We start from the raw sequence: 21210 nt of genomic DNA on the forward strand, positions 1-21210 counted from the left end.
GAGAAGGAGAGAAAATGCGCATAATATTAATGCAAGCTATAATCCATCAGTTCGGCAATTTTTTTCGGTATATCTGTATTCTCCAGCACTCCAGTAAAAGTTTCACTCCCATTGCCATAAGCAAATAAAGGGATCATATTGCCTGTATGACCGCCGGTTGAGCTGAGAGATCTTACTGTATCCGTTAAAATTCCCCCATGATATTTCTCGGCAATCAGGCTTCCTATTTCCCATGCTGCTAAATATTGAGGATAAACCTTGCTGTCTGTGTTCATTAGCTTTCCATTAAACGCTTCAATCTCCTGCTGGGTTAAATCAATATTCGCATACTTTTTTAGAACACCCTTCACACTTTCTGATCGATAAATGCCCCTAACTTCATCTCTTGCCAATTGGCTGACCATATACTGCGGTGTCGCCTTGATTTCCTTTAATTCCTGTATCTTCAGCGGCTCTGATGCTGATATTCCCATAGTCTCATGATCTGCGACAACCAAAACCAGTGTTTCTTTGTCCTTTTTTGCCCATTCAACTGCATATTTGACAGCTTCATCAAATTCAATGGTTTCTTTCCAGATGCTTGTAATATCACCTGCGTGCGAAGCATGATCAATTCTTGCTCCTTCCGCCATGAGGAAAAATCCCTGTTCTCCTTTTGCGAGTACATCGATCGCTTTTTCAGTCATTTCTTTTAAACTGGGTTCTTTGCTGTTCAGTAAAGGCCGGTCCAGTTTAAAGCTCATATATCCGTCATTGAACAAACCGAGCAGCTTTGGGGCTTCGGCATTAAGCAATTCGTCGCGACTTCCGGCATAGGCATATCCTTGTTGCTTTGCCTCTTTTATTAAATCCCTTCCGCTTTGCTTTTCCTGTGTGAAGTATGCTCTGCCGCCTCCCATCAGCACATCCACCCCTGATTTCAGCTGCTGGCGTGCAATTTCCTCCTGTCCGGACCATCTGTTGGCAACACTTGCTGTAAAGGCTGCGGGCGTTGCATCTGTAACTGAATTGGTGGATATCACCCCTGCTTTTTTACCGTTTTTTCTGAATAAATCAAGGATACTGTCTGCTTCCTTCCCATCCGGCGTAACTCCGATCATCTCATTATTTGTTTTTTTTCCAATTGCAAGTGCCGTACCACCGGCAGCTGAATCTGTCACAAAATTATTGGCAGATTCGGTATGCACCAACGCGGTGTGAGGCAGAGATTCCAGGAACAGCCGACCGTCCTTCCCATATTCCAGTTTTCTTGCAATCTCAATCTGACCTATTCCCATTCCATCGCCAATCATCAGAATGACATTTTGCGGTCCGTTTGTATTTCTCTGATGAGCTATTCCTTCCGCAGGTAAGAAACCAAGAACAATCAGGTGAAAAATAACCATGATGTAAATGCATTTTGCTTTCATAAATGACACCAGCCTTTCTCTATGTTCTATTTGAATTATTTTTTGAAGAAAGATATTTTTTTACTCAGGCAAAAGCTTGTACTAAATAAATGTGAAGCTTTCAAATCTAAGTCATATTGTTTTGCCGCAGGCATACATTTTAAATAATGAGAAGCTAGTCCGAAATCAGATTGGGAATGGAGGAGCAGATTTGGAAACGATTATAGCCTTTTTGCCGAAAAAAATTGCCGAACAATTACAGAGAATCCCTCCGAAAATCTTAAAGGATCTGGAGGAAATCAGGGTCCGCATTTCGAGGCCTATTGAGCTGACAGCAAGGGGCGTACCGCATTTTCTCCCTTATATAATTGATTCAGAGGATGCCGTGCATTTATTGAATAAAATAAGCCATTTTTCGATTTACACACTCGAGGAAGAGCTGAAAAGAGGTTATATCACGATTGAGGGCGGCCATCGGGTTGGGCTTGCCGGAAAGGTTATTCTTGAGCAGGGCAAGGTTAAAGCGATCAGGGATATTTCCTCTTTTAACATTAGAATTGCCAGAGAGAAAGTCGGCATTGCCCAAACGCTGATTCCAAGGATTTACAGGGACGGATGGCTGCATACGATGATTATTGGACCGCCGCAGACTGGTAAAACCACATTGCTGCGCGATATTGCAAGAATCATTTCATCTGGTGATCAAGGCAGCGGCCTTCCTGCAAGTAAGGTTGGGATTGTGGATGAACGCTCCGAAATAGCAGGATGTGTGAATGGGATCCCCCAGATGACTTTTGGAAACAGGATTGATGTCCTGGATGCCTGTCCCAAAGCTGAGGGCATGATGATGATGATTCGTTCCATGAGCCCCGAGGTTCTCGTTGTCGATGAAATTGGCAGGCATGAAGATGCAGAGGCCATAATGGAGGCAGTAAATGCCGGAATAAAGCTGATTATGACTACACATGGAAATTCCCTGGAGGAAATTAAGAGGCGCCCGACTTTACAGGCCATACTTGAAATGGGCGTTTTTCAGCGATTTATTGAATTGAGCAGAAAAGATGGGCCTGGCAGCATTGACTGGATACGAAACACAGATGGTGCAAGATATCAGCATCAAGCGGGCGTGATGTAAATGATGAAACTTATTGGAGCTGTTTTGATCATCATTGCAACAACATGGGCAGGGTTTGAAGCTTCAAGGCACCTGACAGAACGGCCGCGCCAGCTTCGTCAGCTTAAATCGGCACTTCAGTCCTTGGAGGCTGAAATTATGTATGGCCATACACCTCTTCATGAAGCAGCCAGACGGCTTTCTGACCAGCTTTCCAAGCCCTTATCCTGGTTCTTTGAATCCTTTGCGAAAAAACTGACCGATTCCGAGACGACAGTAAAGGACGCCTGGGAAGAAAGCTTGACGGAAATATGGAAAATGACCGCCTTTAAACAAGGGGAATTCGAAATCATGAAGCAATTTGGCGAAACACTTGGAAGACATGACCGTCTTTCTCAGCAAAAGCAGATCATGCTGACCCTTACCCACCTGGAACGTGAAGAAGCTGATGCACATGACAGACAAGTGAAATACGAGAGAATGGTCAAAAGTCTGGGGTTTTTATCCGGATTGCTCTTAATCATTTTACTAATGTAGGAAACGCCGGCTTGATTTGCCGGACGCTGATCAGAGCTTAGGGGGAGAAAAGATGGGCTTAGAGGTAGATATCATATTCAAGATTGCGGGTGTGGGAATTGTTGTAGCCTTTTTGCATACTATTCTGGATCAGGTGGGCAAAAAAGAATACGCCCAATGGGTTACGCTTTTCGGATTTATTTATATCTTATTTATGGTTGCTTCCATTGTAGATAACCTTTTCCAAAAAATTAAATCAGTCTTCTTGTTTCAGGGATAAAAGGGGGGCTCAGCCATTGAAATTCTCCAGATAGTCGGATTTTCGCTTGTTGCCACGTTCCTGGCGCTGATTGTTAAGGAGCAAAAGCCGAATTTTGCCTTTTTGCTGATTGTTTTTGTCGGCTGTGCCATCTTTCTTTTTCTTGTCGATCAAATTTACGCCATTATCCATATGATTGAAAAGATTGCCGTCAATGCAAAAGTGAATATCGTCTATGTTGAAACCATTTTAAAGATAATCGGAATAGCCTATATTGCTGAATTTGCTGCACAAATTACGAAGGATGCAGGACAGGGAGCCATTGCTGCAAAAATCGAAATGGGCGGGAAAATTCTTATTCTTGCCATGGCCATTCCAATCCTTACTGTATTAATCGAAACCATTATTCGCATGATTCCGAGCTAGCCGGCTGCCTGCTGAAACGACAGGCAGCAGGACTGGACAAGCTCATATTGCTGGAATTAGAGAGGGTCCTTTAAAAAGAGGTGAAAAAAATGAAGCAAAGGATGCAGAAAATTTTAGGGTTCAGTTTATTTCTATTCTTTTTCCTGGCACCAATTGTACAAGCCTCACCTAAGACCGGCGAAGCAGAAGAAACGATATCCACGCAGGATTTAATTGAATCCCAGGTGGATAAGTTAGATCTTAATGAATTAGTGAGCTTTTGGGAAGAGATCACAACAGAGTATGGAGGGTTTTTGCCCGAGAGCCAAAAGGGGAGTCTCTATGAATTCATAAAGGGAGAAAAGGAGTTTTCACTAAAAGAGTGGGCTGGCGGCGCGATGAAGTTTGTATTCCATGAGTTTATAGTCAACGGGAAACTGCTTGGGACTCTGATATTGCTGACGGTATTCAGCATGTTCCTGCAGTCGCTGCAGAATTCATTTGAAAAAAGCACTGTCAGTAAAGCCGCCTATTCAATCGTCTTCATGGTGTTGATTATTATCGCACTGAATAGCTTCCATGTAGCGATCACCTACACAGAAGAAACCATTTCAACTATGGTGTCATTCATAATGGCTCTCATACCGCTGCTGCTTGCGCTGATTGCTTCTTCCGGGGGTTTGGTATCTGCAGCATTTTTCCACCCGGTGATACTGTTTTTGATGAATGTCAGCGGGTTATTTATCCAGTATGTCATTCTTCCGCTTCTATTTTTATCAGCCCTGTTAAGCATTGTCAGCACCTTGTCTGAACACTATAAGGTAACTCAGCTTGCCAATCTGCTCCGAAATTGGAGCATTGGACTTCTTGGGATGTTTCTGACGGTCTTTCTCGGAGTTATATCAGTTCAGGGAGCATCTGCAGCGGTTACCGATGGAATTACCATTCGTACAGCAAAATTTATTACGGGGAATTTTATTCCGGTCATTGGAAGGATGTTTACAGATGCGACAGATACCGTAATCAGCGCATCGGTGCTTTTGAAAAATACTGTCGGGATAGCAGGAGTAGCCATTCTCCTTATTATTGCAGCCTTTCCTGCAATCAAAATTCTAATGATTGCGTTTATATATAAATTCGCGGCAGCAATTTTGCAGCCGTTGGGAGGAGGGCCGATCATATCCTGCCTGGATATAATCAGCAAGAGCATCATCTATGTTTTTGCAGCTTTGGCCATTGTCTCCCTGATGTTTTTCCTTAGCATTACGGTTATAATAGCGGCCGGCAATTTGACCATGATGGTCAGGTAGGGAGGGAATGAAGTGGATTTCATAAAAGAATGGGTTACCAACATCATATTATTTGTTCTGCTTGCCACTGTCATAGATATGCTCCTCCCGAGCTCCAAGCTTCAGAAATATACAAAAATGGTGACAGGGCTGCTATTAATAGCGATTATTCTTACACCGATTTTGAGAATTATATCAAGTGATTTTGAAGAAGCTCTTGTTTCCGTGCCGGTTTTTGAGGCATCCGGAGAAAAAAATATGGAAAATTTAATAGAAATGAAGAAAAAAGAAATACAAGCCTCAAGTGATGCATATATTTTAGAACAAATGGCTGTCCACATGAAACAGGACGCAGAAGAGGAGTTGATGGAACAGTACGGTCTGGAAATTGCTAACATTGATATTTTAGTAGATGAAAGCAGTGATCAAGCCTTCCCGGATAACCTGCAAAAGGTCATGATCCAACTCAAAGCAGAAGATGCAGAAGCTGAAGCTGTAGAAGTGGTTAAAACAGTGGAAATCAATGCCGGGAAACCTCTTCCATCCAGCGGGCCCGAACATGAAGATGCAGAAAGAATTGCTTCTCTTCTCGCACAAAAATGGAATGTAGACGCAAACTCAATCGAAGTTCTGGTAGAAGGGGGGAATATGGATAGGGATGGATAATGAAAAAGGTCCTTTCACATGGTTAAAGAAGATAATTTCCAAGGATGGACAGTCTGATAAGAAGCCCGGAAAATTCCACTATTTGCTGCTGGTTCTCCTATTTGGGGCAGCGATCATGCTGATAAGCAATACGCTGTTTCAAGAAGACGGTTCCACCGGTGATTTGCCCGTATTTAAAAATGGGGAAGAAGTGAAGCAGGAGGAAGAAGTGCCAGTCTTCGGCCAGCAGAAATCTGGAGGAAATGACACCATCGCCAATTATGAAAAGGCATATGAAGCCCAAATAAAAGAGGCGCTTGATGCAATCGTAGGGGTGGAAGATGCCACTGTTGTGGTGAATGTCGATGCCACAGAGAAGAAAGTCCTTGAAAAAAACAAAACTACGCAAACTCAGAAAACTGATGAAACAGATCGGGAAGGCGGCAAAAGGAAGGTTGAGGATCAGTCACAGGAGGAACAGCTCGTGATTGTCCGAAATGGAGAAAAAGAGGTTCCCATTGTCATAGAAACCAAGAAACCTGAAATAAGGGGAGTGCTGGTTGTGGCAAAAGGGGCTGAAAATATACAAGTGAAAAAGTGGATTATTGAGGCAGTAACCAGAGCTCTGGATGTTCCAAGCCATAGAGTATCCGTAATGCCTAAAAAAACTAAGGGGGAATAATAGATGCTTTTAAAGAAACAAACGGTCTGGCTATTAACAATGCTGAGTTTGGTGGTTGTATTATCGGTTTATTATGTAACATCGCCGGAGCAAAAAGGCAGTGACCTTGCTGGAATGGAAGAAAAGGCACAGGGTGAAATGGAGTCAGTTGAGAGTGAAGACGGCAAAGCGATCATTACAAACACTGCCAGTGATGAAATGTTTGAAAATCTCCGTCTTCAGCTTGATGACGAGCGCAGCCGCATGAAGGAAGACCTGCAGGAGGTCCTTGGTCAAACTGACCTTCCTGCCGAAGAAAGAATGAAGGCGAAAGATCAAATTGATGAATTAAATGAAATTGCACAAAAGGAAGCGATGCTTGAAACATTAATCAGAGCGATGGATTATGAAGATGTGCTTGTCCGTGCCGATGGCAAGAAGGTTCAAATTACTGTTAAAGCAAAAGATCATTCAGCTTCAGCTGCAAACAGCATTATCCAGGAAGTAAGAAACGAAATTGGAAAGCTTGAGGCAGTGGCTGTTGAATTTCAGGTTGAAAAATAAAAATGTAGCGGGAGCCTGCAAAATTTTGCGGGCTCCCCTTTTCTTTTTATTGGCAGTTTGGTAACTATTGCATCAGGAAATGGTATAAAAGTCCTGAATGTGAAGTGATTTTGGATGAAATTCGGTTAAATCCAATGAAACATTTCACAAACATTTAGAAAAATATTAAAATGGAACATAGAACGGATAGAGAAATTATTATCCAGTACACAATAGAATGTTGAAGTTTTATAAGGTCTTATCGTATGATATTAGTATCTAGTCATAATTCAAACCATGCAGAACATTCCAGCCGTATGTTTCTAAATCTTTCAGCAAAATCAGCATACGGATTAAGGGAATTATCATGCAATGAGAAAACAAGGGGTGCAAAAATGTTAAAAGTACAAGAAATCCGTGAACTGATTAAATTGGTAGATCAGTCAAATATCGATGAATTTGTATATGAGCATGAAGGTTCTAAAATTGAAATGAAGAAAAAAGGCAATGAAGCCGCTGTTGTACAGCAAGTTCAGCCTGCAGCTGCCCAAGTGTTAGCGCCTGCTCCACAGCCGGTCCAGCCAGCTGCTGTGAAAGTGGAAGAGTCAAAAGCAGAAGCGCCAGCAGCTGCTCCTGAACCAAAGGCGGAAGCCGCGGAAGATTTACATAAGATTGTCTCACCAATGGTAGGGACCTTTTATCAGTCATCCTCACCTGATGCTGATGCATATGTAAAAGCCGGTTCAAAAGTTACGAATGATTCCATTGTCTGCATTGTAGAGGCAATGAAATTATTTAATGAAATCGAAGCAGAAGTTAATGGTGAAATTGTAGAAGTGCTTGTAAAGGACGGCCAATTAGTAGAATATGGCCAGCCACTATTTTTAGTAAAGCCTGAATAAGGAGCGGTTACAGAATGATAAAAAAACTCTTGATTGCCAACAGAGGAGAAATAGCTGTCCGCATTATCAGGGCAGCCCGCGAAATGGGGATTGAATCTGTTGCTGTCTTTTCAGAAGCTGACAGGGAAGCGCTCCATGTTCAGCTGGCGGATGAGGCATACTGCATTGGTCCAACAGCATCTAAGGACAGCTATTTAAATTTTACAAATATAATAAGTGTCGCCAAGCTTACCGGCTGTGACGCCATTCATCCCGGTTATGGATTCCTTGCAGAGAATGCGGACTTTGCCGAATTGTGCAGAGAATGCAATATTATTTTTGTAGGACCTACACCTGAAGCCATCAGCAAAATGGGCACAAAGGATATTGCAAGGGAAACGATGAAGGAAGCAGGAGTTCCGATTGTTCCGGGCTCTAATGGAATCATTAAGGATGCTGAAGATGCTATCCAGCTGGCAGAAAAGATTGAATATCCGGTCATTATTAAAGCGACTGCGGGCGGAGGCGGGAAAGGAATCCGCGTAGCGCGCAATGAGCAGGAGCTTATTAAAGGAATTACAATTACACAGCAGGAAGCACTTACAGCATTCGGGAATCCTGGCGTTTATATCGAAAAATATATCGAGGACTTCCGTCATGTGGAGATTCAGGTTCTTGCAGACAATTACGGGAACACCGTCCATCTAGGGGAAAGGGATTGTTCCATCCAAAGGCGTCTGCAAAAGCTGCTTGAGGAAACGCCTTCACCTGCGCTTGACGGTGAAACACGCGAAGAGATGGGAAATGCTGCTGTAAAAGCTGCAAAAGCGGTTGATTATACAGGCGCTGGCACGATAGAATTTATATATGATTATAAAAATCGCAAGTTCTATTTCATGGAAATGAACACACGTATTCAGGTGGAGCATCCTGTTACAGAGATGGTAACGGGGGTCGATTTAATCAAGGAGCAAATTAAGGTTGCTTCAGGAGAAAAGCTTAACTTCACACAAAGTGATGTGACATTTAACGGCTGGTCAATCGAATGCAGAATTAATGCGGAAAACCCGGAGAAGAATTTTATGCCATCAGCAGGAAGGATCAATATGTATCTGCCTCCTGGAGGGCTTGGTGTCCGAGTCGACTCTGCTGCCTACCCGGGCTATATGATTCCTCCATATTACGATTCAATGATTGCAAAAGTGATCACTTATGGCAATACTAGAGAAGAAGCCATTTCCAGAATGAAAAGGGCATTAAGCGAATTTGTAGTTGAAGGGGTTCATACAACAATCCCGTTCCATCTCAAGCTCTTAAGCCATGAAAATTTTGTGGAAGGGCAGTTTAATACGAAATTTCTTGAATTGCATGATGTAATGAATTCTTAAAGACTTGTGGAGGTGCTAAAATGAACGAAAATAACATTCTCGAAATGAGCCCTGAGAATTCAGGCCTGGGCAAGGTGGAAATTGCACCGGAAGTTATTGAGGTTATTGCCGGCATTGCTGCTTCAGAAGTAGAAGGTGTTGCGCAAATGCGCGGGAACTTCGCTACAGGAGTGGTTGAGCGGCTTGGTAAAAAGAACCACGGCAAAGGTGTTAAAGTTGAATTAACAGAAGAAGGCATCAAAGTCGATGTTTATTGTCTGATGAAATTCGGCATTTCCATCCCAAGCGTTGCCCAAAAAATCCAGGACAACATCCGTCAGGCACTGTTGAATATGACAGCCCTGGACGCCCAGGAAGTAAACATTCACGTAGTAGGAATCATGTTTGAAAACCAAAAGCATGAAGTTGAATACGAACAGGAAATGTAACACACACATCAAGCCAAAGACATCAGACTCGTCTTTGGCTTTTTTATGGTTCATTCTCTTCATCATTCACTCCCTAAATCGTTATAAAGGCGTTTGTAAAGGGGAAATTAATATTATAAGTTTTCTTGCATATGTTTCTGACCAAACATAATGCTCTTGTTGTAGTGCGAAGATTCCTTACTTATGCTATTATCTTCTTATGCAATTTTTGGACGTGCAAATGCTCAAAAATGAAAATTACTATGCTAGCCATAAAGGAGTTTTATAAAGATGAAGAGAAGAACAGCCAGAGAAAAAGCATTGCAGGCGTTATTTCAAATTGATGTAAGCGGGACAGAACCAGAGACCGCCATCGAACATGTTTTAGAGGGCGGAAAGAACGATGAATATCTAAGCAAACTTGTATCTGGTGTGCTGGAGCATAAAGAAACAATTGATAGTGAAATCAAAGGATTTCTTGAAAAATGGACGCTGGAGAGACTTGCCACTGTAGACCGCAATCTTCTGCGCTTATCTGTTTTTGAACTGCTGTATTTAACAGAGGAAGTGCCAGCCAATGTGGTGCTCGATGAAGCAATTGAGATTGCCAAACTATACGGCGATGATCAGTCAAGCAAGTTTATTAATGGTGTTTTATCAAAGGTAAAAGAAAAACTCTAAAAAACATACACTGGATATGCTGGCACTTTCTAGATGCAAGCAAGCCGGCAGTCCTTATCAAAGGCGCTTTCGAGTTTCTGATAGGGGGATACAAATGGCTGCAGAATTAATAGATGGAAAAGAAATTGCAAGAAAGAAACAGGATCGTATCGGTGCTGAAGTGCAAAAGCTTAAGGCAGAAGGAGTCACGCCAGGATTGGCTGTTATTTTAGCTGGGGATAATCAGGCATCCAGAACGTATGTGAATAACAAGCAGAAAACCTGCAATAAGCTGGGCATGTATTCTATGCTTATTGAACTTCCCGAAAGTGTCAGCGAACAAGAGCTTATCAGAAAAATCACTGAGTTAAACAAAAGTGATGCAATCCATGGAATCCTGGTCCAGCTGCCGCTCCCAAGCCATATTAATGAAAAAGCCATCATCGAGACCATATCTCCTGAAAAAGATGTGGATGGATTTCATCCCATAAATATCGGCAGGATGATGACAGCTCAGGATGCCTATATCCCATGTACTCCTGCAGGGATCATTGAAATGCTTGAAAGCATCGGGGCGGACATTTCCGGAAAGCATGTAGTGGTTATTGGCAGAAGCAACATTGTAGGTAAACCTGCAGGGCAGCTGTTTCTTAATAAAGATGCAACTGTCACCTATTGTCACTCGAAAACAGCTAATCTAAAGGAATATACAAAGCGGGCAGATATTCTGGTGGCAGCAGCAGGTAAAGCCAATTTAATTACGGAGGACCATGTTAAAAATGGTGCAATCGTGATTGATGTGGGCATGAATCGAAATGCGGCAGGAAAGCTTTGCGGCGATGTTGATTTCGAGACAGTTAAGCACAAAGCAGGGTATATTACTCCTGTTCCGGGCGGAGTGGGGCCGATGACTATTACCATGTTAATGCATAACACATTAAAGGCAGCAAAGTATTCTATAAGCAAAATCTAAAATTCCTGGCCGCCATAGATGCAAAATCTGTCCATTTCCATTATCCTGTATTTAGGAAGCCTGTGATGCAGGCTGAATGGAAGGACAGTTTTTTTTATTGGTAAGATAGAATAACCTCGAACTTGATAATTGTCCAGCTCCACAAGGAAAGCTTCGACAGCTTTTAGGAGGAGCGCCTGCCCCCTCGAGGTCACTTGAGGCCCCCAGTACAAGGAAGGCTTCGTAAGCATAAACATCGCACGACCGAAAGCGGCAGCTTTTAGGAGGACGTGGCGTTCTTAGTCTGCGTTCCTTCGTGGGCAAGGCGCTTGCGCTTTTCATGTGTTATTGCTTTGCAGGAGGTTCAATACGACTTCTGCATAAAGGAGATTGTTATGAAGGAACAGCAGTATCTGACAGTTCACGCACTGACCAAATACATAAAAAGAAAATTTGACGCCGACCCTCATTTACAAAATATTTTGGTTAAGGGAGAAATCTCAAACTTTAAACAGCACTCAAGCGGCCATATGTATTTCACTTTAAAGGATGAGAAAGCCAGAATTTTAGCTGTAATGTTTGCAGGAAATGCGAGATCCATGAAATTCAGGCCGGAGAACGGCATGAAAGTATTAGTTCGCGGAGCGATTTCCGTTTATGAATCCAGCGGGCAATATCAAATGTATGTACAGGAAATGCAGCCGGACGGGGTTGGTGAGCTCTATCTGGCATACGAGCAGCTTAAGGAGAAACTGGAGAAAGAAGGATACTTTTCGTCTGCGCATAAAAAAAATATCCCTCGTTATCCACGTACAGTTGCTGTTATTACATCCCCTACCGGTGCTGCAATCAGAGATATTTTGACAACGCTCAAAAGGCGCTATCCAATCGCGAACATACTTATATACCCTGCGCTTGTCCAGGGTAACCAGGCAGCTCCGTCGATTGTGAAAGCGATAAAGGATGCAAATGCCTCCAGGGAAGCGGATGTCTTAATTATCGGCAGAGGCGGAGGTTCCATTGAAGAGCTTTGGGCCTTTAATGAAGAAGCTGTGGCAAGGGCCATATTCAAGTCGGAAATACCTGTAATATCAGCTGTTGGCCATGAAACAGATTTTACAATAGCCGATTTTGTTGCAGATTTAAGGGCTCCAACCCCAACGGGAGCTGCTGAATTGGCAGTCCCGCATATTGATGATTTGTCAGAAAGGCTTTTTAACAGGCAATCAAGGCTGATAAGAGCGATGAAGGAACAAATTGCACTGCAAAATGAACGGCTTCTAAGGGTACAGAAATCCTATGCTTTCAGGTTCCCCCAAAAATTGTATGAACAAAAACTGGAACAGCTTGACAAAGTCACCGAACAGCTGCTGCGGGGATCAAAGAGGCTGCATGATTTAAAGCAGGAACAGGCTGATATCCTCCAAAAAAGGCTGGTTCGTAGTCACCCCGGTCAGCTGATGGATCAGGCAAAGGAAAAACATGATCGGCTGCATAAGCTTTTAAACAAAACAATGGTAAATACCCTGGCTGCAAAAGAAAAGGATTTTGCGGGAGTTATTTCAACCCTTGAGGCGCTCAGTCCTCTCAAAATCATGGATAGAGGCTATAGCCTTGCTTATACAGAAAAGGAATCCCTGGTAAAGACTGTGTCTCAGGTTAAAGTGAATGATATGTTAAAATTGAAGGTATCTGATGGAACTATTGAATGCCGGGTAACGGATATTGAGGAGTGAATGGCATGGCGGATGAAAAGCAACTTTCATTTGAGCAAGCGATGGAAGAACTTGAAGTGATTGTGGAAAAGCTTGAAGAGGGCGATGTTCCTCTTGAGGAGGCTATTAATATTTATAAAAAGGGCATGGAGCTTTCAAAATTATGCCATGATAAGCTTAAAAATGTGGAATCACAGCTTACGGAAATACTGACGGAAGATGGCCGAAAAACGAACTTCGCCATTCCGGAGGAGGAATAATCTTGCAGCAGCAATCCTTACGTTCTTTCTCTGAATTGCATAAGCGAAAACTGGAAATTCATTTAAAAGAATATGTACATAAATTGAATGCTCCACCTGAAATCAAGGAAGCGATGAATTATTCACTTGAAGCCGGAGGAAAGCGGATCAGGCCGATGCTGTTATTTGCCACATTGGCTGCTTTTGGCGAAGATACGGCAAAAGGGTTATGGACTGCGGCGGCAATCGAAATGATCCATACCTATTCGCTCATTCACGATGACCTGCCAAGTATGGATAATGACGATTTAAGAAGAGGTAAACCGACTAACCATAAAGTATATGGAGAAGCTTTTGCCATCCTGGCAGGTGATGCCTTGCTCACATACAGCTTCCAAACCATTGCGGAAACCCCGGACGAATTTGCTTCAGCCGAAACCAGGCTGTCTTTAATTAAAGTGCTTTCAAAAGCTGCAGGTGCTGAAGGGATGGTTGGAGGTCAGGCAGCAGACATTAAAGGAGAGGGCAAACAGCTGGACTTAGAGGACCTGGAGTATATCCACGTGCATAAGACCGGCAAATTGCTGGAATGCAGTGTGGTTTCAGGTGCTATTTTGGCAAATGCCAATGAAGACACGATTCAGGCACTATCCCATTTTGCTTATCATCTGGGACTTGCTTTTCAAATCAGGGATGACATTCTCGACCTTGAAGGAACAGAAGAGATAATCGGGAAGCCCGTTGGCAGTGATGAATCAAAAAATAAAAGCACCTATCCAGCTCTTCTTACAATGAACGGCGCGAAAGAGGCGCTCGAATACCATATCAGATCTGCAAAAGAGAAGCTGAAGGAAACAGGCCTTCAAACAGAGCTGCTCGAAGAAATAACAGATCTAATTGCAAACAGGGACCACTAATTTCTGGATTACATACTCATAATCGCAAAGACAGGGTACAAAAATGAATGAAGAAACGATGGTCTTGCCGCTGTACTATTTGTACCAGCGGCATTTGCTGTTTAATAAAATGATGGTCTTTATTGTATATATTTTGGTATGATAGGAATTGCTGCCGGGAGTCTTTCCGAAGTAAGACTGGCCGGAGTGATAGACTGTTTAAAATGAAAAGCATTTGGAAAATCTCCTGTAATAAGGTAATCTTAAGATATTATCTTTTAGACAGGCTGGAAGCCGTAAAAAACAGGCTTTGATTTGTTATAAACATGATTGCCAAAATATACGTAAAAAAACGGACGAATAAGAAACGAAAGTGAGTGGTCCGCAGTATGGATCTGTTATCAATTAAAGACCCTTCCTTTTTAAAAGGGCTCTCGAATAAAGAATTGGAAAGTCTCAGTCAGGAAATCCGCACTTTCCTGATTGAGAAGCTATCAGGCACAGGGGGACATATTGGCCCTAATCTTGGAGTTGTTGAGTTGACTGTTGCATTGCATAAGTGTTTCGACAGTCCGAAGGATAAAATTATCTGGGATGTCGGACATCAGTCATACGTACACAAAATCCTTACAGGCCGTGCGTGCCAATTCGATACTCTTAGACAATATAAAGGTCTTTGCGGCTTTCCAAAGATGATTGAAAGTGAGCATGATGTATGGGAAACAGGTCATAGCTCTACTTCTTTATCTGCCGCGATGGGAATGGCCATTGCAAGAGACTTGAAAAAAGAGAGCAATTATGTCATTCCCGTTATTGGGGATGGTGCCTTAACAGGCGGAATGGCTTTAGAGGCCTTAAATCATATCGGCCATGAAAAAAAGGATATGATTGTCATATTAAATGATAATGAAATGTCGATTGCTCCTAATGTAGGTGCCCTGCACAATGTTCTTGGAAGGTTAAGGACTGCAGGTAAATATAATTGGGTTAAAGATGAACTTGAATATTTATTAAAAAAGGTTCCGGCAGTCGGCGGCAAATTGGCCTCAACTGCTGAAAGACTAAAAGACAGCCTAAAGTATCTGTTTGTTTCAGGCATGTTCTTCGAGGAATTAGGCTTTACCTATTTGGGGCCTGTCGATGGGCATAATTATGAAGCTTTATTTGAGAACCTTGCGTATGCTAAGAAAACAGAAGGTCCGGTGCTTCTCCATGTTATAACGAAAAAAGGGAAAGGCTATCACCCTGCAGAAAACGACAAGATTGGCACTTGGCACGGTACAGGCCCTTATAAAATGGAAACAGGGGACTTTGTGAAGCCTTCAGCTGCGCCGCCTGCATGGAGCAAGCTTGTGTCAGAAACTGTCAGGGAACTTGCGAGAGAAGATGAAAGAATTGTTGCAATCACTCCAGCAATGCCTGTTGGTTCGAAGCTTGAAGGCTTTGCAAGTGAATTTCCGGAACGGATGTATGATGTGGGTATTGCTGAACAGCATGCAGCAACAGTAGCTGCTGGCCTGGCAACTCAAAACATGAAGCCGTTCCTTGCGATATATTCTACTTTCCTGCAGCGTGCTTATGATCAGGTCGTACACGATATTGCACGCCAGAACTTGAATGTATTTATTGGAATCGACCGGGCAGGACTTGTTGGCGCAGATGGTGAGACGCATCAGGGTGTATTCGATATCGCTTTTTTAAGGCATTTGCCAAACATGGTTTTGATGATGCCAAAAGATGAAAATGAAGGCCAGCACATGGTGAAAACAGCCATTGAGTATAACGATGGCCCAATCGCCATGCGGTTCCCGCGCGGAAATGGCATCGGGGTGCCGATGGACACAGAACTTAAAGCTATTCCAATTGGAACATGGGAAGTTCTGCGCGATGGCAGCGACGGAGCAATTTTAACCTTTGGGACAACCATTCCAATGGCATTGAAGGCAGCTCAGCTCCTGGAAAAACAAGGGCATTCCATTAAAGTCATTAATGCAAGGTTTATTAAGCCATTTGATGAAAAAATGCTGCATGAATTGTTCGGAGCGAATATGCCTATTCTTACGATAGAAGAAGCTGTCCTGCAGGGAGGCTTTGGAAGTGCCATTCTTGAATATGCACATGAGCATGGCTTCCACCATTCCGAAATCGACCGTATGGGAATACCTGATAAATTTATTGAGCATGGCAGTGTAAATGAACTACTAGAGGAAATCGGGATGACTGTAGACGATGTTGTGGAGAGAATGGGAAAACTGGCAAGAAAAAAACAAAAAAGGGCTTAAAAAATGAAAACAAAGAAAGAACGATTAGATGTTTTATTAGTTGAAAGAGGTCTTGCTGAAACGAGAGAAAAAGCGAAAAGGGCCGTTATGGCCGGTTTGGTGTTCAGCAATGAAAGCAGATTGGATAAACCGGGCGAGAAGGTTAGTACAGATATTCCGCTGGCAATCAAGGGAAAGGTTATGCCCTATGTCAGCCGCGGTGGCTTAAAGCTTGAGAAAGCTCTGAAGGTTTTTGATTTAGAAATCGAAGGCAAGATCCTCCTTGACATTGGATCCTCAACCGGAGGCTTCACAGATTGCGCCCTGCAGAATGGCGCAAAAATGTCCTATGCTTTGGATGTCGGATATAATCAGCTTGCCTGGAAATTAAGGCAGGATGAACGGGTTGTTGTCATGGAAAGGACCAATTTCCGGTATGTAACTCCTGCAGACCTCTCAGCCGGTATGCCTGATTTTGCTTCCATCGATGTTTCGTTCATCTCTCTAAAGCTTATATTGCCTGTATTAAAAACACTGCTGGTTCCAGGCAGTGACACAGTTGCCTTAGTGAAACCGCAATTTGAAGCCGGACGGGAGCAGGTTGGAAAAAAAGGAATTGTCAGAGATCCTAAAATACACGAAGCCGTCCTTGATAAAATTATCCAATTTGCTTTGGGTCTTGGCTATGATGTCAAAGACGTTTCTTATTCACCGATTACTGGCGGAGATGGCAACATAGAGTTTCTCCTCCATCTGTATTGGTCAGGCAGCAAAGAAGAAGGAGAAAATCTCCTTAAAGCCCAGACCGATAAGATTGTAAAAGAAGCCCACGCCGAATTGAAAACAAAGCAGGTTAAAGAAGAGGAATAGGCAGATGCCTGTTCCTTTTTTTAAAGGAATTTGTCGAGTAAGGACGAATTATAATAATAATATACGGGAAAATTGTACTTTATTGAGAAAATCAGCTAACATTATAGTACAAAACACTATAAATTAATTTTTTCTGCCTGCTGTCAAGCGGCTGATTATAGAGGTGAAAAAATGAATAAAGGGCAAAGACATATTAAGATACGCGAAATTATTACTAATAACGATATCGAAACACAGGATGACCTGGTAGATGAATTGAAAAACGCAGGATTTAATGTTACCCAGGCGACAGTCTCAAGAGATATTAAAGAGCTTCATCTGGTAAAAGTACCTTTAATGGACGGAAGGTATAAATACAGTCTTCCAGCTGATCAGCGTTTCAATCCACTGCAAAAACTTAAAAGAAACTTAATGGATGCCTTTGTTAGAGTGGATACTGCAGGACATCTCCTTGTAATGAAGACTCTTCCAGGAAATGCCATGGCTATAGGCGCACTTATTGATAACCTTGACTGGGAAGAGATTCTGGGGACAATTTGCGGGGATGACACATGCCTGATCATTTGCAAAACCCCAGAAGACACAGAAGCCATTTCAAACCGTTTTCTTGAAATGCTGTAGATAATTTTTCAAGTTCAGAGCGCCTGTCCCCCCCTCGAGGTGCCGGTGGCAAAGCGCTTCTGCTTTTTCTAATGAGGTGATAAGCTTGTTAAATGAAATAACGATACGAAATTTTGCTATAATCGAAGCCCTTTCTGTCTCATTTGAAAAGGGCTTAACTGTTTTAACTGGTGAAACAGGGGCAGGGAAATCCATTATTATTGATGCCATTCACTTGCTGGCTGGAGGCAGGGGATCTGCAGAGTTTGTCCGGCATGGTGAAGATAAAGCTGAGTTAGAGGGGCTCTTTATCCTGGGTGATCCTAAGCACCCTTGCTATAAACGAGCTGCAGAATTTGGGATAGATATTGAAGATGGAATGATTGTTCTCCGCAGAGATATATCAAAGACAGGAAAAAGCATTTGCAGAGTGAATGGAAAACTGGTCACTATTTCTGCTTTGAGGGAAATCGGAAGTTCACTTATTGATATACACGGTCAGCACGAACATCAGGAATTAATGAATGAAACCTTGCATCTTCCTCTTCTCGATCAGTTTGGAGGAACGAAGATTTCTGCTTCCCTTTCTGAATATCAGGATATCTACAGATTATATGAAAGCACCTTGAAAAAGCTTAAGAATTTAAGCGAGAATGAACAGCAAATGGCACACCGGCTTGATTTAATCCAATTTCAGCTTGATGAAATCCAGTCAGCACAGCTGAAATTGAATGAAGATGAGGATCTGATTGAAGAAAAGAGAAAGCTATCCAATTTTGAACGTATTTTTGACTCAGTTCAGTCTGGCTATAATGCTCTTCAAGGAGAGCAAAAAGGGCTCGATTGGATTGGGCTGGTTATGGGGTATATGAATGATGCCGCGGAATTGGACCCATCGTATAAAGAAATAGCGGAAAATGTAGCAAACAGCTTCTATTTGCTTGAAGATGCGGCCAGTTCCCTGCGCAATGAAATGGACTTTATGGAATATGATCCCCAGAGGCTCAATGAAATCGAAAACAGACTGAATGAAATAAATGGTCTAAAAAGAAAATATGGAAAAACGGTAGAAGAAGTGCTGGAATACGCAGCAAAAATAGAAGAAGAAATTGAAACCTTGCAAAATAAAGAAACCCATATTGATAAGCTGCAAAAAGAAGTCACTGCCCTGAAAAAAGACCTTATGGTTGAAGGGGAAGAACTGAGCAAGCTGCGGAGAAAATCTGCCCTAAAGCTTACGAAGTTAATTCATAAAGAGCTTAAGGAATTATACATGGAAAAAACAGTTTTTGAGGTAAGATTCTTTTCTGATCCCGAAGTCCTTCTGAAAAATGGCATTGACAGAGCGGAATTCTATATTTCCACCAATCCGGGAGAACCGCTCAAGCCTCTGTCTAAGATTGCATCGGGAGGGGAATTATCCCGAATCATGCTTGCCTTAAAGAGTATTTTCTCAAAACATCAAGGTGTTACAAGTATTATCTTCGATGAAGTGGATACAGGCGTGAGCGGAAGAGTGGCACAAGCTATCGCGGAAAAGATTCATCATGTTTCCGTGGATTCACAAGTGCTTTGCATCTCTCACCTGCCACAGGTTGCAGCGATTGCAGATACTCATTTATTTATTGCTAAAAACACGAATGAAGGACGGACCAAAACTACAGTGAAGCCTCTGAATGAAGAAGAGAAGATAAAAGAAATCAGCCGTATGATTTCTGGTGTGGAAATTACCGATTTGACGAAAGAGCATGCAAAAGAGCTGCTGCATATGGCTAAACAGCTGAAATAATTATGACCCAATATCCCGTGTGTGCCCTTAAGCTGCGCAGCGAGATCTAATACCTTGAAAAGCTATCCAAAGCAGGATAGCTTTTTTTATGTCACTGGCAGTTATAAATGCCATCGATGCAGGCAAAATTAAAGATGTAGCCATTTGACGTGGATGGACTAGAAGCGAGGAGAGTGAAAAATTTGACATATGATGTTTTGCGCAAAATAATTGGTGGAATTCTCCTTGTTTCATTAATTGCTTTAGGTTTTTCCAAGCCTGTTCAGGAATATTTGCAAATACCTGCAAATATTACCCTTTTTGAAGGGCAGCAGCTGGATATTGCAAAGGCAGAAGCAGTGTCAGCCGGGCTGTCCATAGATAATACAAGTGTTGCACTTAAAGAAGATAACCATTCGATTTTGCTTTCAGCAAAAGAAAATGGAAAAAATGAAATGCTTCTCGAACTGGCAGGTTTTCCGATAAAGAAGGTTGATGTAAATGTCTTAAAAGATTTTAAAGTAATTCCAGGAGGCCAATCAATCGGGGTTAAACTAAATACAGTAGGTGTGTTAGTAGTGGGGCACCATCAGGTTAATACGGCTGAAGGAAAAGCTTCGCCAGGCGAAACGGCCGGGATTAAAATCGGAGATATCATTACAGAAATTAATGGCAAGAAAATTGAAAAGATGTCAGATGTTGCCCCTTTTGTTCAAGAAGCAGGAAAAAGCGGCAACCCGCTCCAAATCATTGTCAGCCGTGAAAGCGGGAAGGTGAAAACGGAGCTTACTCCTCTTAAAGAAAACGGGGAAGAAACCTATAAGCTTGGTTTATATATACGTGATTCAGCAGCAGGCATTGGGACGATGACATTCTATCATCCGGAATCGAAAAAGTATGGAGCACTCGGACATGTTATTTCCGATATGGATACGAAAAAACCCATTGTTGTTGAAGACGGCCAAATTGTAAGATCGACTGTTACTTCCATTGAAAAAGGAAGTAATGGCAATCCAGGCGAAAAACTTGCACGATTTTCCTCAGACAAAGAAATAATCGGGAATATTGTCAGGAACAGTCCTTTCGGAATTTTTGGGGAATTAAACAGGGATATGAAAAATGGGATCTTTGACAAACCGATGCCAATAGCACTATCCCATCAGGTGAAAGAGGGAGCTGCTCAAATATTGACTGTAGTTGACAATGATGAAGTACAATTGTTTGATATTGAAATTGTCAGCACGATTCCGCAAAAGTTTCCGGCAACAAAAGGAATGGTCATAAAAGTGACGGATCAGAAGCTCCTAGATAAAACAGGCGGCATTGTCCAGGGGATGAGCGGAAGCCCGATTATACAGGATGGCAGAATTATTGGAGCGGTAACGCACGTATTTGTAAATGATCCTACTTCAGGATATGGTGTTCATATCGAATGGATGCTGAATGAAGCGGGAATCAATATATATGAAAAAGCAGAAGAAAAAGCATCCTAATTAGGGAATGGATCAAATAAAAAGGCGGGGATATCCCGTCTTTTTGATTTTTTATGTTAAAATGACGATAATTAAAGATTTTTCGACAAGTATACACGAATTGTAAAGAGTATGGCGAAACTGGTCGAAAACAGAAGAAAACCAAAGAAAAAATGAGATTTCGGTGGTTTTTTAAGAAAATTTCAAAAAAGTAGAGGATTTTTTGTTGCATTGTCGAATTTCTCATTTAGAATAGAAAATAGAAATCATAAAAAGAGCGT

Annotated in this window: 22 protein-coding genes; 21 read left to right on the top strand and 1 reads right to left on the bottom strand. The window is 42.3% G+C overall.

Annotation, left to right across the window (positions count from 1 at the left end):
• Nucleotides 1-26: 26 nt before the first annotated feature.
• On the bottom strand, nucleotides 27-1409 hold the full coding sequence (locus AC3WTL_RS12785) for an alkaline phosphatase (protein ID WP_492369489.1): 1383 nt from the start codon (nucleotides 1407-1409) through the stop codon (nucleotides 27-29).
• Between the two features lie 190 nt (nucleotides 1410-1599).
• On the opposite strand from AC3WTL_RS12785, the gene spoIIIAA reads away from it, so the two are divergent.
• From spoIIIAA to spoIVB, 21 genes are all read left to right on the top strand, one after another.
• Nucleotides 1600-2523: a stage III sporulation protein AA gene (spoIIIAA, locus tag AC3WTL_RS12790; RefSeq protein WP_492369490.1), complete on the top strand. Its 924-nt coding sequence runs from the start codon at nucleotides 1600-1602 to the stop codon at nucleotides 2521-2523.
• Nucleotides 2524-3039, top strand: coding sequence for a stage III sporulation protein SpoIIIAB (gene spoIIIAB, locus AC3WTL_RS12795; protein WP_048008240.1), 516 nt, complete (start codon nucleotides 2524-2526; stop codon nucleotides 3037-3039).
• 52 nt (nucleotides 3040-3091) lie between these two features.
• Nucleotides 3092-3298 (top strand): stage III sporulation protein AC, encoded by a 207-nt coding sequence (gene spoIIIAC / locus AC3WTL_RS12800; RefSeq protein WP_009332905.1) that lies wholly within the window; start codon nucleotides 3092-3094, stop codon nucleotides 3296-3298.
• 15 nt (nucleotides 3299-3313) lie between these two features.
• Nucleotides 3314-3703 carry a stage III sporulation protein AD gene (gene spoIIIAD, locus AC3WTL_RS12805; RefSeq protein ID WP_172581968.1) on the top strand — a complete coding sequence of 130 codons (390 nt, stop codon included), beginning with the start codon at nucleotides 3314-3316 and terminating at the stop codon, nucleotides 3701-3703.
• 89 nt (nucleotides 3704-3792) lie between these two features.
• On the top strand, nucleotides 3793-4992 hold the full coding sequence (gene spoIIIAE, locus AC3WTL_RS12810; RefSeq protein WP_248348434.1) for a stage III sporulation protein AE: 1200 nt from the start codon (nucleotides 3793-3795) through the stop codon (nucleotides 4990-4992).
• A gap of 12 nt (nucleotides 4993-5004) precedes the next feature.
• Nucleotides 5005-5637 (top strand): stage III sporulation protein AF, encoded by a 633-nt coding sequence (gene spoIIIAF, locus AC3WTL_RS12815; protein WP_048008238.1) that lies wholly within the window; start codon nucleotides 5005-5007, stop codon nucleotides 5635-5637.
• The gene (gene spoIIIAG / locus AC3WTL_RS12820; protein ID WP_048008237.1) at nucleotides 5630-6298 is read left to right on the top strand and encodes a stage III sporulation protein AG; all 669 of its coding nucleotides are present in this window, start codon (nucleotides 5630-5632) and stop codon (nucleotides 6296-6298) included. Before spoIIIAF ends, spoIIIAG begins: the two co-directional genes overlap by 8 nt.
• A gap of 3 nt (nucleotides 6299-6301) precedes the next feature.
• Entirely contained in the window at nucleotides 6302-6841 is a 540-nt protein-coding gene (locus tag AC3WTL_RS12825) for a SpoIIIAH-like family protein (RefSeq protein ID WP_197208301.1), read from the top strand.
• A 374-nt stretch (nucleotides 6842-7215) separates the two neighbouring features.
• Entirely contained in the window at nucleotides 7216-7722 is a 507-nt protein-coding gene (accB, locus tag AC3WTL_RS12830) for an acetyl-CoA carboxylase biotin carboxyl carrier protein (protein WP_248348436.1), read from the top strand.
• Between the two features lie 14 nt (nucleotides 7723-7736).
• Nucleotides 7737-9089 (top strand): acetyl-CoA carboxylase biotin carboxylase subunit, encoded by a 1353-nt coding sequence (gene accC, locus AC3WTL_RS12835; RefSeq protein WP_048008234.1) that lies wholly within the window; start codon nucleotides 7737-7739, stop codon nucleotides 9087-9089.
• Nucleotides 9090-9109: 20 nt separating this feature from the next.
• A complete protein-coding gene (locus AC3WTL_RS12840) occupies nucleotides 9110-9517 on the top strand; it encodes an Asp23/Gls24 family envelope stress response protein (protein WP_197247544.1) in 408 nt (135 codons plus the stop codon).
• A gap of 270 nt (nucleotides 9518-9787) precedes the next feature.
• Nucleotides 9788-10177, top strand: a complete 390-nt coding sequence (nusB, locus tag AC3WTL_RS12845) for a transcription antitermination factor NusB (RefSeq protein WP_048008233.1) — start codon at nucleotides 9788-9790, stop codon at nucleotides 10175-10177.
• A 94-nt stretch (nucleotides 10178-10271) separates the two neighbouring features.
• Entirely contained in the window at nucleotides 10272-11129 is an 858-nt protein-coding gene (folD, locus tag AC3WTL_RS12850) for a bifunctional methylenetetrahydrofolate dehydrogenase/methenyltetrahydrofolate cyclohydrolase FolD (RefSeq protein ID WP_048008232.1), read from the top strand.
• Nucleotides 11130-11503: 374 nt separating this feature from the next.
• Entirely contained in the window at nucleotides 11504-12844 is a 1341-nt protein-coding gene (gene xseA / locus AC3WTL_RS12855) for an exodeoxyribonuclease VII large subunit (protein WP_248348440.1), read from the top strand.
• Between the two features lie 5 nt (nucleotides 12845-12849).
• Nucleotides 12850-13083: an exodeoxyribonuclease VII small subunit gene (xseB, locus tag AC3WTL_RS12860; RefSeq protein WP_048008230.1), complete on the top strand. Its 234-nt coding sequence runs from the start codon at nucleotides 12850-12852 to the stop codon at nucleotides 13081-13083.
• A 2-nt stretch (nucleotides 13084-13085) separates the two neighbouring features.
• Nucleotides 13086-13979: a polyprenyl synthetase family protein gene (locus AC3WTL_RS12865; protein ID WP_248348442.1), complete on the top strand. Its 894-nt coding sequence runs from the start codon at nucleotides 13086-13088 to the stop codon at nucleotides 13977-13979.
• Nucleotides 13980-14347: 368 nt separating this feature from the next.
• Entirely contained in the window at nucleotides 14348-16240 is a 1893-nt protein-coding gene (gene dxs / locus AC3WTL_RS12870; RefSeq protein ID WP_159344688.1) for a 1-deoxy-D-xylulose-5-phosphate synthase, read from the top strand.
• A 3-nt stretch (nucleotides 16241-16243) separates the two neighbouring features.
• Nucleotides 16244-17089, top strand: coding sequence for a TlyA family RNA methyltransferase (locus tag AC3WTL_RS12875; RefSeq protein ID WP_250800945.1), 846 nt, complete (start codon nucleotides 16244-16246; stop codon nucleotides 17087-17089).
• Nucleotides 17090-17260: 171 nt separating this feature from the next.
• Complete coding sequence (gene ahrC / locus AC3WTL_RS12880) at nucleotides 17261-17710, top strand: transcriptional regulator AhrC/ArgR (RefSeq protein ID WP_009332889.1); 450 nt, start codon at nucleotides 17261-17263, stop codon at nucleotides 17708-17710.
• A gap of 85 nt (nucleotides 17711-17795) precedes the next feature.
• The gene (gene recN / locus AC3WTL_RS12885) at nucleotides 17796-19478 is read left to right on the top strand and encodes a DNA repair protein RecN (protein WP_492369491.1); all 1683 of its coding nucleotides are present in this window, start codon (nucleotides 17796-17798) and stop codon (nucleotides 19476-19478) included.
• Nucleotides 19479-19660: 182 nt separating this feature from the next.
• Nucleotides 19661-20950, top strand: a complete 1290-nt coding sequence (gene spoIVB, locus AC3WTL_RS12890) for a SpoIVB peptidase (RefSeq protein ID WP_163143354.1) — start codon at nucleotides 19661-19663, stop codon at nucleotides 20948-20950.
• The last annotated feature ends 260 nt before the right edge of the window (nucleotides 20951-21210 follow it).

The sequence above is a fragment of the Cytobacillus sp. EB106-05-05-XG126 genome, from assembly GCF_058791715.1.

Coding starts and splice junctions, on each gene's coding strand:
- AC3WTL_RS12785 (WP_492369489.1), bottom strand. CDS start 1,409: ATGAAAGCAAAATGCATTTACATCATGGTTATTTTTCACCTGATTGTT.
- spoIIIAB (WP_048008240.1), top strand. CDS start 2,524: ATGATGAAACTTATTGGAGCTGTTTTGATCATCATTGCAACAACATGG.
- spoIIIAC (WP_009332905.1), top strand. CDS start 3,092: ATGGGCTTAGAGGTAGATATCATATTCAAGATTGCGGGTGTGGGAATT.
- spoIIIAE (WP_248348434.1), top strand. CDS start 3,793: ATGAAGCAAAGGATGCAGAAAATTTTAGGGTTCAGTTTATTTCTATTC.
- spoIIIAG (WP_048008237.1), top strand. CDS start 5,630: ATGGATAATGAAAAAGGTCCTTTCACATGGTTAAAGAAGATAATTTCC.
- AC3WTL_RS12825 (WP_197208301.1), top strand. CDS start 6,302: ATGCTTTTAAAGAAACAAACGGTCTGGCTATTAACAATGCTGAGTTTG.
- accB (WP_248348436.1), top strand. CDS start 7,216: ATGTTAAAAGTACAAGAAATCCGTGAACTGATTAAATTGGTAGATCAG.
- accC (WP_048008234.1), top strand. CDS start 7,737: ATGATAAAAAAACTCTTGATTGCCAACAGAGGAGAAATAGCTGTCCGC.
- AC3WTL_RS12840 (WP_197247544.1), top strand. CDS start 9,110: ATGAACGAAAATAACATTCTCGAAATGAGCCCTGAGAATTCAGGCCTG.
- nusB (WP_048008233.1), top strand. CDS start 9,788: ATGAAGAGAAGAACAGCCAGAGAAAAAGCATTGCAGGCGTTATTTCAA.
- folD (WP_048008232.1), top strand. CDS start 10,272: ATGGCTGCAGAATTAATAGATGGAAAAGAAATTGCAAGAAAGAAACAG.
- xseA (WP_248348440.1), top strand. CDS start 11,504: ATGAAGGAACAGCAGTATCTGACAGTTCACGCACTGACCAAATACATA.
- xseB (WP_048008230.1), top strand. CDS start 12,850: ATGGCGGATGAAAAGCAACTTTCATTTGAGCAAGCGATGGAAGAACTT.
- dxs (WP_159344688.1), top strand. CDS start 14,348: ATGGATCTGTTATCAATTAAAGACCCTTCCTTTTTAAAAGGGCTCTCG.
- AC3WTL_RS12875 (WP_250800945.1), top strand. CDS start 16,244: ATGAAAACAAAGAAAGAACGATTAGATGTTTTATTAGTTGAAAGAGGT.
- ahrC (WP_009332889.1), top strand. CDS start 17,261: ATGAATAAAGGGCAAAGACATATTAAGATACGCGAAATTATTACTAAT.